Consider the following 12,457-nt stretch of genomic DNA (forward strand, 5'->3'; position numbering starts at 1 on the left):
CGGATCAACCTGCCGCGCCCGGCCTGCCGCCGGCGGGGCGCACCGCCGCCGAGCTGGCGGCCTTCGGCGCCGGGCCGGCCCGCGAGTCCGCCACCGCCCACCATGCCGGCGACCTCACCACCACACCGTCCGCAGTCGGCTGCTCCTGATGGGCGCCGCCGAGGACCCGGACGGGGTCCTTCTGGACATCGTCCGCCCCCTGCCCCCTATCAAGGAGACCGGAGTCGTGCCCCGCCCGCAGGCGGTCCGCACCGAGAACCTGCTGAAAGCCCTGATCGGCCCCACGGATGCCGTACCGGTGTTCACCGAGCTCTCCCCGGGACGCCAGAAGCTGCTGAAGATCCTGGCCGAGCTGCTGACCGTCGCGGAGAAGTCGCCGAAACCGACCAGAACATCGCCGAGCGCGTCGTGATCGATCGCGGTCAGGATCACCCGGGGGAAGCGATCAGCCTCGTTCCGGATCCGGTGAAACCGGCAGGGCCGCACCACGGGGAGCCACCACGCCCTACCAGCAGTCAGTAACGGTCCAGGATCGTCTGGGTCTTGAGGATGTCGCCGTGGTAAAGCCAGCCATGGCTCTCCGCGACATTGACGGCGTCGGTGTGCAGCTTCGCCGCGTCGGCGTAGCTGTCCGTCTTGAAGGACAACTCGACGATGTACTCGGTGCCCGACCCGCTCGCCCCGATGACCGGCAGCACCTCGATGCTCGCATCGTCCGAGACCTCCCACGCGCCGCCCCACACCTGCGAGGTGACCGGGCCGTGAACCCGCGACGCCTGGAGTGCGGTCTTGCCCCAGTTCGCGGAGTTCCAGTCCTCCAACTTGCCGGGGATGTCGCCAACGACCCAGCCGAGGCCCGTGCTCGCGCTCGGCATGGCCGTGCCGGAGTAGCCCGAAGCACTATGCGACTTCTCGTTGCTGAAACTCAGCGTCTGCTTCGAGTAGCCCCAGTCGACCTCTGCGTCGTAATTGGTGTCGCTGCCGCTGAAGCCGGCGGAGTTGGCCGTGCTCAGAGCGCCGTTGATGTCGCCACCCGTGACAGGGAAGCGCTTCTTGTAGCTCTCCTCGAACGACGAGCCGCTCTTGTGACGGAGCCGCACGTCCCAGCCCTGGGCGTTCAGCCCCAGCGCGCTCGTGTCGAAGTACTCGTAGGAACGGGCCTTGGCGGAACCGCTGATGCCGAAGGCCGACTTCACGGCGCCGAGCGGGCTGTGTGAAGAGTCCAGCGCGGTGGCCGTGAGGTTGATCTTCACTTCGTACGTGGGAACCGCGTTCGAAGCGGCCCGTGCGGGAGTCGGTGTCGCCAACAGCGACGCCGAGGCCGCCAGGGCGATCGCGGCGGCGAGGTGGAGCCGGGCCATGCGGGAAGTGATCGTCATGAGGAGGAGAATCACCAGCAAGAGTGATCTCCGCCCGGCCGGCCCATGCACATCGTGTGAACGACTCGATGCGCCCCGACCACCCCATGAACCACCCCTGAGTCAAACCCCATCACGCACCCGAAGCCATCAAGTCCAGCCTGTCACCCACCGGTGGGTGGCCCATCTGCAACCGGTGGATCGACTTCGACGGTCACGACGCGGCCGGCAGCAGGTACCAGCACGTCCAGGGGCAGGCTCACGGTGGCCGCTGCATGGTCAACGGCAACGTACGCGTCGATTTCGGAACCGGCCCGCAGCTGTGGAAGACAGGGCGGGCCTGCGCTGTTCTGTACACCAACGCGATCCGCCTCACCCAGCAGTGCCACAGCCTCCATCCCTGGCCGAGCGATCGTGCAGACGCTTCCGTTCCAGGGCGCACGGGTGAGCGCCTCCGGGGCCCGATGCTTCTGGCCCCGACCGGTTTCCGGCCCAGAACGCAAGAAGGCGGACCCTCGCCCCGAGAAGTCCGGGGGTGAGGATCCGCTTCGTGGTGAATACATGGTCGGAACGAGGTCCGCGGGCGTCTCAAGCGGATGATGCTGCAGGCGAGTCGGAGCAGGGCGAGGTGGAGGTCGCCGCGTATCTCGAAGCGGATGCGGAGTCGTTTGAACTGCTGGAGCCGGGCGAAGGTCCACTGCTCTCCGTGCATGCGCGGATGGCCGCGGCGCCATCGGGCCTCACCTCTGGCCTACTGGGAAGACCCACTCGAGGAGGCCGCAGGCGGGTCGACGCCGGGTGCGGGCGCCAGGCCCGCGGCTATGCCGGCGGAGCCCAGCTGCCGCTCGTGACATCGCCGCCCGTATCGGCCTGCACCACCGCCAAGGACGAGGTGCCGTCGCCGTACTGACCGCAACTCACCTCATGGACAACCAGATCGAAGAGAGGGTCCGGCCGCAGAGAATTGCTATATCCGCATACCTGATACGAAAAAAGTGGTACCTTTGATGTTATGAGGATCAGCCTCGATGAGCGGATGCGATCCGCCGTGGCAGCGCTTCTGCATACGACGGGCGAATCGCAGGCCGATCTGGCAGCCGCTCTCGGAGTCAGCCAGGCCCAGGTGAGTCGCCGGCAGTCCGGCACGGCGGCATGGAGTCTGACGGACTGCGACGCCGTCGCCACGCACTACGGCATCGGCACCCTCGACCTCCTGGCCGGACCCACGCAGGCGATGGAGGCTCTGCCCGACCAGCGCTTCCGACCTGTCGAGCGTTCGGCAGCCGGTACCCGCCGTCAGGCCGTTCAGGACGGAAGCGTACGGTGACCGGGTTCGACGCCATCGATGCCCTGCTCGCCGCGGCCAAGCAGGAAGTGTCCCTGCCCCCTCCCGAGGAGCGGCGACGCCTGCGTGAGGGGCTGTACCTCTCACGTGCCCAGCTCTCCGCGGTCCTCGGCGTGAGTCCTTCCACGGTGGGCGGCTGGGAGTCCGGACGCGACCCGGGCGGCGAGAGCCGTGAGAAGTACGCGTACTTCCTCGAGGGAGCCCGTACCAAACTGGACGCTGTCACAGCCTCGGACGGCGAAGCGGCGGACGAAGCGGCGGACGAACCGGCGGACGAACCGGCGGAAGCGGGCCACACCGACGACGAGGAGGACGCTGACGAGTTGGCCACGCCCCGCCCCTGCGTGCTGTGCGGGCAGCCAGCCCGCCACCAGGTCGAAGGATTCCCCCAGCACCTCGATGCCGCCGAATGCGCGGCCCCCGCACCCGTCGCCACGCCCGCACCGGACGCAGACCTTGCCGCGCCCTCGAAGCCGGTCCGCCCGGGTCGGGCGGACCGAGCGGAGACGGCCGGGCCGGCGTCGGCGGGGAACGGACGGCAAGCCGGCCGCGGTGGCGGTCACGGGGTGAAGGTCGCGCCGGTAGGACGGCGCGTGCAGGCCACCGAGGACCTGCCCGACGCGGTCGGATCCGCCGTAGCCGCCGCGCTTGAGGAGCACGGCGGGGATGCGGAAGCGGCGACGGCCGCGCTGCTGAAGCGGGCGATCCCGGATGCGATGGCGCTGCTCGACCGCACACGCAGGGGCGGCCGCTACGACATCGTCGCCCACCCGTGGCTGCCGGACATCCTGCGCAAGCAGACCGCCCGCGGCGCCGACCAGGTATGGGAAGCCCGCCCCAGATGGACGCGGGCCGAACTCCCGGCCGGCCGGCACGAGGTGACCGCTCTGGACCTCAACGGCGCCTACCTGTCCGCCCTCAAGACCCACCTGCCGCTCGGACAGCTCGAACACTCCACCGGCGACCACCACGACAGGAAGCGCTCCGGCCTGCACCTGATCACCCCGCCCGCCTGGGACCACCACACCGTCCTGCCGAACCCCCTGGGCGACCGCGACGAGGACGGACCGCTGTGGGTCACCGAACCCACCCTGCGCCTGCTGCTGCGCCTGTCCGGGCCGAAGTACGGGCTGTGCGACCCGCCGGAGATCCACGAGTCGTGGACGTCCGGCTCCACCGAGGGCCTGCTGGAGAAGTTCCGCACCACCCTGCGCGACGCCCGCGAACGGGCGATCGCCGACGACGATCCGGTGACGCTGGAGTACGTGAAGGCGATGTACTCCAAGTTCGTGTCCACGCTGGGGGAGTCGAACTACAACCGCGAGCTCTACCGCACCGACTGGATGCACCTCATCCGCTCCCAGGCCTTCGCCAACCTCTGGACGAAAGCGTTCAAGGCCTACGACGAAGGCCTCATGGTGCTCCGCGCGATGGGCACCGACGAACTGCACGTCATCGGCGACTGGCGGGCCGTGTTCCCCGAGGGCCGCGGCGTCACCGAGGTGAAGGTCAAGGACGTCTACACCGTCGGCACTGATCCACAGACCCCTCAGAACGCCCCTGACGGTTCTCCCTGGAGCCGATCACCCGCCCCGGCGCCGATCCCCCCTGCCGGGGCGGCCCCTCGGCCTCCGGGAGCCCGTACAGTGATCCACAGACTTTGAGGACCGGAGACCATGCCTGAGCGCACCATCGAGTTCGGGAAATTCGGGGCCCGCGGCATCAAAGGCCACGAAGCCGTCGCCCGGCAGCTCGACAACCTCGCCGGCTACATCGCCACGCCCGTCACCGCCCGCCGCGGCCTCACCGCCCGGCTGAACTACCTGACCCGCACCGCCCACGCCCGCGCCGCCGCGGCCGCCCTCGGCTTCACCCCGGCCAGAGCCCAACTCAGGGGCTGGCGCGACGGCTCCGTCACCCCGCGCCGCGCGACGCTGGAGAAGATCGAGCAGGCTTACCGCACCGTGCGGCGTGAGAACGTCGCCCGCTACCTCCTCGCCCGCCTCAACCGCGAAGGCCGCGGGACCCGGGTGGAGATCCACCCGCTCAACCAGTCCCAGGTCTCCCGGCCACTCCAGCGCGAGGTGGGCATGCGCCACATGAACGTGCGCCGCTGGGACCGCATCGTCGCCGCATGGGCGGCCGGCGCGGAGCAGGAACTGGACGACGCGTGGGTGGAACAGGTCATCGACCTAGGCTCCCAGTGGGGCCAGTACGAATACGTCACCAACGTCGGCTTCGCCGCCTGACCTTTCCGACGCTGGTGTCGGTCAGGTCGTCCCGGTCCGGGCCGAGGCGTATGACACCGCGACCCGGGCCACCCCGCTCCGCGGCACGCGAGGCCTCCAGCGTCCCCGCCGCGTAGTTACCGCCGCTGGTCCGCGATCCACGCCCCCAGGTCGGGGCGGGGCTGCAGCGGGAGTTGCTCTCCGATGCTGTCGCGCCGTGAGGGCAGGTGTTGGCGGGGTACCCGACCCTCTGGGTCGGCATGGGCGTCGAACCGGAATAGGTCGAGAGGAACAGGGGTGGGACGGTGAGCGAGGCGTCGGCAGAAGACGGCTTGATAAGCAGCCGGCACATGAGCGGGGAGCCTGTTCGTACCTGCGAGCCGGCGATCCTGACGGATGCGGATCCTGCGCTGCGGGAGGACAACGGGGGTGGCACCCCGAACACCGCGATCATTCTGGGCGAGGACTGAACCTCCTGAACGGCCCGTTCTCCGATGCATGTGCGGCGGGGCGCTGACTCTGGTTTTCCGGTGTGCTCTTGCGTTTCGCGTGTGCGCAGGGCCGGACGGCGCGCCGCGGAGGCGACCGCCCTTCACGGCTACGCATCTGGACAGCCCCGACCAGGCCCCGCACCCGGACGGGGCTGCTTGCGTATCGATCACGCGGATGCCGTGGTGTGCGGAAGGTCGGCGGCGGTGAGGTCGGTGCGGAGGCGGCGACACCGTGTGACATGCGAGCTTCTGTGGCGGCCCACCCGGTCGAAGCGGTGAGCGTGCGGGCTCGCTCTGGGAGCAGGGCGCCGGGAGGGTGGCTCTCTATGCCACCGTGCGGGCGAATCGTGGCATATGCAGGCGAGTCGTGGCATATGCCACGACGGGAGAGTGCTTATGTGACGGGCGTGACGCAGGGCCCGTGCAGGTGCATGTCCTGCGCTTCAACCACCCACGAAAAGGGAGCAGGACGTGAATGCTCTGTCCGGCGTGAAACGGACGATGGCGCTGGGGATCACGACGCTGGCGGCGATCGCCGTGTCGGCGGTCCCGGGATCGGCGGCGCCCGCTACTGGCCCAGCTCAGGGCGGCTCGGATCACTGGGGTGTGATCACCCGCAATACGATCGGCTCTCCGGTCGCCGCGCTGCGGAACGGTCCGTTCGGCTCGTTCGGTGTCACGGGCCGCGCCGCGAGGCCGCCCTACGGAACGGGGAGCCTCGGTATCGAGGTGGCGGACAACTCCACCTCCCTGACCCCGCCCAGTGAGAAGGTCGACTTCGGCAACGAGGTCGACTTCTATGGCGACCCGGTCCTGGGGCTGACCAGGGTCGGGTTCCATGTTTTCCAGACCGGCGAGAACACCACGCACGGCGGTCCCGGGAACATGCCCAACATCAGGTTCGAGATCAACCCGCGCCTGACCGCGGCGCCTGGCACCACCTACTCCTCGATGGTGTGGGCTCCGCCGGCCTCCCCGGTGACCGACCGCTGGAGTCCCTACCTGGACGCCACCACCAGCGGCACATGGTTCCTCACGGGCAACGCGGGGACCGTCACCGGATGCAACCAGAGCACCCCGTGCACCTTCCCGCAGCTGAAGACCGCTCTCAACGACGGCGGCCAGGCTCCGACCATCTACACCGCGGCCGTGGGCAAGGGCCGCGACAACCTGTGGGCCGGCGCCGTCGACGGCCTGCGGATCAACCGGAACATCTACGACTTCGAGGCCGGCGGAGTCAGGACGCTCCGCGCCAACTGAGCGGCTCAGCACAAGCAGACTGCTGAACCTTCACGACCACGCACGTCGACAGCCCCGGCCGGGACACCGGCCGGGGCTGCGAGCGTTTTGATCACGTGCGCCCGGAGGCGCGGGGGACATCGCTGGGAGCGAGGTCGGTGCGGGGGCGGGGCCGGCGTGCGGGATGCCGCCACCGGCCGGCCGCGTCGCGGGCGACGTCGGCGCCGACTTCCACGACCAGTCAGGTCCGGCGTGACGTTGTTCGTCTCCGGCAGCGCGTCCGGCCGCGCCCGGTGATCGGGGCGCGGCCGGACGCGTCTGCCGGAGACGGATCAGATCAGCTGGTGCTGAAGGACTCGTAGCCGTAGGAGCCGGTCCACTGGCCGGCGCTGCGGTCGTAGGTGCGGGCCCTCATGAGGATCAGGCCGTCCTCGTAGAAGTCCTTGTTGCACACGACCCAGGTGCCGGCGCCCTCCGAGTTCACGCACTGGCCGGACCGGTAGATGCTGGTGTCGTTCCAGTGCTTGTAGTTGTCCCAGTCGGCGACCGCGGAGGCGCTGTCGGCGTCGCCGTCGTAGACGTAGATCTTGTCACCGGTCGGATTGAAGCAGACCCTGGCCTTGTCGGGCGAACCCACGCAGAGGGCAGCGCTGCCCGGGTTGCTCGTCCTGGTCCCCTGCTGCCAGGAGTCGTCGGCGGCGGCGGCCGGACTGGCGGCGGACAGCGCAAGCGCGAGCGCGCCGACGAAGGCGGCACCGGCGGTCATGGTGGTGCGGATGCGGATCACGTATTTCCTCCCCGAATACAGCGCGTGCGACAGCCGCCCGCACGCCGCGGAGCGGGCACGAGAGGCGGTCGTTCCCCCGGAGGCCGGTGGTCCGGCGCGGCGTCCGGGGGATTACTTGATCACGGTACGGAAATCCCACTGGCAGCACAAGGAACAACAATCCCAAGAGTCAGGTCAGTTGCCCCTCAGGCTGCCCGCGTTCCGCCCACCGTCCGAACCGTCGGGAGCCGCCAGGGCCACGGCGAACGCGCCCCATGGCGCCCACTGCGACACGCAACTGCCCGCACTGCCAATAGCCCATCACCATCGTCGCGCCGCTGGGCCACTCCAGAAGCCGTCCGGCCCACTATGCCTGACCCGCAGCACGGAAATCGTCCCACTCAGGCGGACCCACTGACGGGGTGCGGGGCTGCGGACTGCTGCGGCGGTCGTGCTATCCCAGGTGACTTCCTGGTTCGGGGCCGCCGATGCCGCCATGCGGGTGCTGTGGGCTTGTCGTGCCGGCGGCCCGGAGTGCGTGTGCTGTGTGCTCTGTCCGGGGGAGGCCGGGTTGCTCTATGTTCCGCTCCGCGAGGAGATGAAGGGATCGGCCGGGCGCGTTGGAGGAGAGGTGGCGGTGTGCGGAGCATTCTGCGGGCGGGCACGGTGATTTCGTTCGATCCTGCGCGGGGGTCGGGGGTCATCGCCCCGTGCGGTGGCGAGGAACACGTCCCTTTTCACGCGCAGGCCGTGAGGTTCGTCGACTTCGTCAGGCAAGGGCAGCTCGTCATCTACGCGATCGAACGGGCGGATGCCGCCGTACGGGCCGTCGAGGTACGTCCGGCCTAGAGGGGACCGGGGGACTCCGCCGACTGTCACGGCGCTGGGCGGGTCGCCTGTGGGGATGGTGCGGGCCCCGGAGGGCCGGGCGTGGGGTGAGGTCCTGGCGGCCGCGCGAGACATCCAGGGCCCTTGGGGGTGCCTTCGAGCCGAAAAGACACAGGCTGGGAGGGTCTGACGCAGCCCTCCCGTCTGCGGTGATAGCTGGCCGGCGCGAGGAGTCGGCTGCGGTACTGCCGTCCGCTGGCGATGAGAACCCGGTTCAACATGGGGTGACGGACGGTGGAGAGGCATGGCCCACGGAACCGAGGTCGCTGGCACATCATCGGCTGGACGCAGGACCACCCCCTGCCAGACCCGGTGCGGGACGAACTGGAAGGTGGTGCGCGCAGACGACGGCACAGCCCCAGTCCTGCAGGGGCACGAAGGAGGGCCCGAGTCCAGGGGGTGAGACTGGGGCCCCCATCCATCGTGGGCATGTCCGCAGGGCGGTGCAGCGCGCGATGTTTTCTCAACGATCCCCGCGATCGCCGGACACGCGGAAGGCTGGTCACAGCCGCTCTTCTCTCGCTGCTACGGCCGGAACATGTGCGCACCACTCGACCAGTGGCTCAGGGAGTCACAGTTACACCAATATCTGTGACACTGCAGGTCAACGCGTTGGAGGCGATCAGATGCGGCTCGCGGGGTACATCCGGGTGTCGACCGGCGGGCAGTTGGACGGATTCGGGCTGGAGGACCAGGAACGCATCGTGCGCCGCTGGACCCGCGAGCACAGCCACAAGCTCGCGCACCTCTTCGTGGAGAAAGCGGTGTCCGGCACTGTCGCCGGCGACGAGCGGCCCGAGCTGGCCACCGCACTGCTGTGGGTCGAGGAGAAGCGCGTGCACGGGATCATCGCGCCGAACCTCGACCGCCTCGCGCGCGAACTGGTCGTGCAGGAGGCAGCCCTGGCCCAGTGCTGGCAGCACGGCGGCCGCGCCTTCATGGCCGACCAGGGCGAGATCCTGCCCGACGACCCCGAAGTCCCGATGCGCACCGCCATGCGCCAGATGATGGGCGTCTTCGCACAGCTCGACCGCGGCATGACCGTCGCCAAGCTCCGCCGCGGCCGCCGCATCAAGGGCGAGAAGGGCGAGTACGCCTACGGCGCCCCGCCCTACGGCTGGCAGGCCCACAAGAAGGAACTCACCCCGGAGGAGATGGAGCAGGCCGGCCGGACCCGCGCCCGCCAGCTCCGGGACGAGGACGAACTGTCCTACCGCGAGATCGCGGCCGTCCTGGAAGCCGAGGACATCCGGCCCAAGCGCGGGGAGCGCTGGCACCCGGAGACCGTCCGCCGGATGCTCGCCAACCCCACCGACCGGCCCCCGACGTTGCGGAAGCGGACGACGTAGTTCGGTCCTGCACGGGGACGCCGAGGTCGGGACGAGTGTGATGCGGGCGTCTCGATGGTGAAGGCGACCATGCTGCACGCCGGCGGCAAGTTCGGCGGACCGGTGTCCGCTGTGCCGAGGGGCACGTGTTCAGCACCATCTCGATGACTCTCCTCATCAGCGACTCCGTAGAGAAGGGCGACAAGCTCAAGCGGGACATGAAGGACGCGCTGTACGACATGAACACCTTCGGGAAGCTCATTCGGAAGCCGAAAGAAGAGGTCAGAGCGCTGACAGCCACAGGAGACGCCCCCACTTGCGAAGGAAGGCAGGTGAGAAGGGCGAGCAAGCGGTCATCCGACACCGACCCGCCCAATTTTTCTGTGAGCTGAGACACAGCAGTTCGCTGCGGACTGACGTCTACTCAAGCCGCTGACCTGCGCTTTTAAAGGCGCCCGCGCGAAGGCAAGAGGACGACAAAGACGATACACATCCGTTGAGCTTGTGTTCCCCCCACTACGAAAAAATGCCCTAGCTGGAACCAGAAACCTCCGAAATGCCCGGTCGGGGCAGCTCAAAGGGCGTTGTACCTGGCGCCCAGTACGGTTATGCCCACCAACTCCCCTCGACACGACGGAGGGAGACCCCCGGCGGCCGGCCGTAGGAAGCAAGGGCCGCGATGAGGATCTCCCTCTCGTTGCGTCGAGGTGGTCCGTCCTGCTGAAAGGAGAACTGCCCGAGTGACGCCCGTCGAAGGTACCGCAACCACACCCCCTGAGCCCGACCCGGATTGGCTGGCCTGGGCCATCGTCGCGACCACGTTCGCGTCCATGGCGGCCGTGGTCGTGCTGGCCCTGACGCACTACACGGAGGCCGCTGCCGCGGTGGGCACCATCGGCGCCGCCTTCGCAGGGGCTCAGATCAACGTACGCAATCGACGCTAACCGCTACCGGTGACGTTCCGCGTACGGACGGGCCCGACCGCGCTCACGCGGTCGGGCCCGTCCTGGACGTCGTTCTTGGACGCGCACAACCCGTTCTTCGCCGCTCGGTAGCCGCGTACCGCATGGTGTCCGACAACTGATCGGTTGTTGGACAGCCCGGTGGCTCGCGCGCCTCGCGTCGGATAGCGGGGGCCTCATCCGGCGCGAAACCAGCGCGGGACGGCGATTCCGGGGGACGGGAGGGAGATCCTCAGCCGCACTACGCGGTCAAGTTGGCGGTCCAGCGTCAGGATATTGGCCTCGTCCATCCAGACAGTGTCCGTTTCGAGGCAGGTTCCTGCGTGACCGCGCGGCAGGAGACAGTTCTTGCAGGAGTAGTACAGCTCTGCTGGAGACCGTCCGACTTCTCCTCCGGCCCACCCCCACCTGCTTTCCCAGCCAGCCCACCACAGCGTGACTTCTTGCGGCCACGGCTTGGGCACCCCCACCAGGGCGCGATGCCAGCCCTTATGGCCGCGGGACAGGGGGCAGCGAAGGAAAGGCACCATCCCTTCCGGCCCTAGGCTCGGAACCGCACGGCACGACCGGGGTTTGACCCGCCACGTGCTCTGACCAGGTCCGGATCCTTCGAGCGGTATCGCGGCAGCGTGCCGTGCGCGGTATGACGCCTGCCTGCAGGCAGACGAGCAGAACCGGCGCGGGCGGCCTCCACCCGCTGCCTTCACCGGCTCGGCACAGTGGGCGCAGCGGTGAACGAGGACCTCGGACATCCCTACTCTCCCCCTGTGGGCGCGGCCGTGATCTGCCCGAGCCCGCTGGCCTCCGGCGGATCGGGTGGACGCATCACCGTCAAACGGTCGGTGGTGATGATTGTGGGGGACGTCGGAGCAGCGCCGCCAGGTTGGCCGTCTGCACTCGGAGCCTCGGGCGTCTGCGCCGGGGAGCGCCGCCCGCTCCAGGGCAGGAAAGAGGCCAGTGCCGCAATCACATGGCTCAACCCGACCAGGGTTGCCGGCACGTCCTCGGCCCGGGTCTTCTTCACCACGGGCCGGACGACGAACAACAACACCGCGAACACGACCACCAGAACGACCAGGCCCAGCACGAACGACAGGGAGCCGACGGCTGACAGCGCGGCTGAGACGACCTGCACGACACAACCTCCAGGAACGAGAAAGGCCCCGGTCGAAGGGGACCGAGGCCATGGAGAGCGGAAGGGGTACGCAGAAACGAGAAAGCTCCCACATCCCTCACGGGGCTGCAGGAGCTGCTGCGGATACGTGTTCGTCCGCGGCAAGCCAGAGTTTGCCACGGGCGAGGCTTTCGTAACACGCGGGACTCACGGCGTGGGGCCCCCAGGGCGAACACGGTGCGACCCAGCCCCTGGGGGCGTGAGGGCATGAAGACGCAGCAAGGCCCCGGACAGTGGCCGTCCGGGGCCTGCTGGCACGCTCACAAGACGGAGCTGACCGAGGACGAGATGGAGCAGGCCGGCCGCGATCGCGCCCGCCAACTCCGGGACGAGGACGAGCTGTCGTACCGCGAGATTGCCGCCGTCCTAGACGCCGAAGCCATCCGACCGAAGCGGGGCGATCGATGGCACCCGGAGACCGTCCGCCGGATCCTCGCCAACCCCACTGACCGACCCCCGACCCTGCAAGCGGATGCCGTAGCGGCCACAAGACCCGACTATGTCTGACCCCAGGGCAGAGGATGTGGTCCCCCTCCATTACGCCCTGGCTGAGGCAGCCCGCCTCTGAGCGACGGGTAACTGACCTGCTGAAAACCTCGTTTGACGGCACACCAAATCGTCAAAGCACCCGGCGGCACGTCTGCAACGCGTGATTGTGCGGGTGCGCGAGCAGCAGAA

The 12,457-nt window shown here is 68.9% G+C and carries 12 protein-coding genes; 9 read left to right on the forward strand and 3 right to left on the reverse strand.

Translation table 11 applies throughout. From position 1 onward, the window contains the following. The first annotated feature begins 148 nt into the window (after nt 1-148). Entirely contained in the window at nt 149-412 is a 264-nt protein-coding gene (locus OG776_RS41840) for a hypothetical protein (RefSeq protein ID WP_148012492.1), read from the forward strand. 103 nt (nt 413-515) lie between these two features. On the opposite strand, the gene OG776_RS41845 is transcribed toward OG776_RS41840, so the two are convergent. Next, nucleotides 516-1,379: a hypothetical protein gene (locus tag OG776_RS41845; RefSeq protein WP_329317999.1), complete on the reverse strand. Its 864-nt coding sequence runs from the start codon at nt 1,377-1,379 to the stop codon at nt 516-518. A 991-nt stretch (nt 1,380-2,370) separates the two neighbouring features. Between OG776_RS41845 and OG776_RS41855 the strand changes: the two genes are divergently transcribed. The 4 genes from OG776_RS41855 to OG776_RS41870 all read left to right on the forward strand — a co-directional run bounded on the left by OG776_RS41855 (nt 2,371) and on the right by OG776_RS41870 (nt 6,682). After that, nucleotides 2,371-2,685, forward strand: a complete 315-nt coding sequence (locus tag OG776_RS41855; protein WP_187285885.1) for a helix-turn-helix domain-containing protein — start codon at nt 2,371-2,373, stop codon at nt 2,683-2,685. Then, entirely contained in the window at nt 2,682-4,367 is a 1,686-nt protein-coding gene (locus OG776_RS41860) for a helix-turn-helix domain-containing protein (protein WP_329317996.1), read from the forward strand. Before OG776_RS41855 ends, OG776_RS41860 begins: the two co-directional genes overlap by 4 nt. 12 nt (nt 4,368-4,379) lie before the next feature. Next, on the forward strand, nt 4,380-4,952 hold the full coding sequence (locus OG776_RS41865; RefSeq protein ID WP_148012496.1) for a transcriptional regulator: 573 nt from the start codon (nt 4,380-4,382) through the stop codon (nt 4,950-4,952). Between the two features lie 941 nt (nt 4,953-5,893). Further along, on the forward strand, nt 5,894-6,682 hold the full coding sequence (locus tag OG776_RS41870; protein ID WP_329317993.1) for a hypothetical protein: 789 nt from the start codon (nt 5,894-5,896) through the stop codon (nt 6,680-6,682). 316 nt (nt 6,683-6,998) lie between these two features. On the opposite strand, the gene OG776_RS41875 is transcribed toward OG776_RS41870, so the two are convergent. Further along, the gene (locus OG776_RS41875) at nt 6,999-7,448 is read right to left on the reverse strand and encodes a hypothetical protein (protein WP_148007341.1); all 450 of its coding nucleotides are present in this window, start codon (nt 7,446-7,448) and stop codon (nt 6,999-7,001) included. A 1,493-nt stretch (nt 7,449-8,941) separates the two neighbouring features. Between OG776_RS41875 and OG776_RS41880 the strand changes: the two genes are divergently transcribed. The 3 genes from OG776_RS41880 (at nt 8,942) to OG776_RS41890 (ending at nt 10,587) form a co-directional block, all read left to right on the forward strand. Beyond that, entirely contained in the window at nt 8,942-9,664 is a 723-nt protein-coding gene (locus OG776_RS41880; RefSeq protein ID WP_329317991.1) for a recombinase family protein, read from the forward strand. A gap of 125 nt (nt 9,665-9,789) precedes the next feature. After that, complete coding sequence (locus OG776_RS41885) at nt 9,790-10,035, forward strand: hypothetical protein (RefSeq protein WP_329317989.1); 246 nt, start codon at nt 9,790-9,792, stop codon at nt 10,033-10,035. A 348-nt stretch (nt 10,036-10,383) separates the two neighbouring features. Continuing rightward, a complete protein-coding gene (locus OG776_RS41890; RefSeq protein ID WP_329317987.1) occupies nt 10,384-10,587 on the forward strand; it encodes a hypothetical protein in 204 nt (67 codons plus the stop codon). Nucleotides 10,588-11,359: 772 nt separating this feature from the next. Here the strand turns inward: OG776_RS41890 and OG776_RS41895 are convergent. Then, nucleotides 11,360-11,740, reverse strand: a complete 381-nt coding sequence (locus OG776_RS41895; RefSeq protein WP_329317985.1) for a hypothetical protein — start codon at nt 11,738-11,740, stop codon at nt 11,360-11,362. Between the two features lie 246 nt (nt 11,741-11,986). On the opposite strand from OG776_RS41895, the gene OG776_RS41900 reads away from it, so the two are divergent. Next, complete coding sequence (locus OG776_RS41900; protein ID WP_329317983.1) at nt 11,987-12,286, forward strand: recombinase family protein; 300 nt, start codon at nt 11,987-11,989, stop codon at nt 12,284-12,286. The last annotated feature ends 171 nt before the right edge of the window (nt 12,287-12,457 follow it).

It is taken from the genome of Streptomyces sp. NBC_01689 (genome assembly GCF_036250675.1).
In the GTDB taxonomy this organism is placed as follows: Bacteria; Actinomycetota; Actinomycetes; order Streptomycetales; family Streptomycetaceae; genus Streptomyces.

Coding starts and splice junctions, on each gene's coding strand:
- OG776_RS41880 (WP_329317991.1), top strand. CDS start 8,942: ATGCGGCTCGCGGGGTACATCCGGGTGTCGACCGGCGGGCAGTTGGAC.
- OG776_RS41845 (WP_329317999.1), bottom strand. CDS start 1,379: ATGACGATCACTTCCCGCATGGCCCGGCTCCACCTCGCCGCCGCGATC.
- OG776_RS41900 (WP_329317983.1), top strand. CDS start 11,987: ATGAAGACGCAGCAAGGCCCCGGACAGTGGCCGTCCGGGGCCTGCTGG.
- OG776_RS41840 (WP_148012492.1), top strand. CDS start 149: ATGGGCGCCGCCGAGGACCCGGACGGGGTCCTTCTGGACATCGTCCGC.
- OG776_RS41865 (WP_148012496.1), top strand. CDS start 4,380: ATGCCTGAGCGCACCATCGAGTTCGGGAAATTCGGGGCCCGCGGCATC.
- OG776_RS41855 (WP_187285885.1), top strand. CDS start 2,371: ATGAGGATCAGCCTCGATGAGCGGATGCGATCCGCCGTGGCAGCGCTT.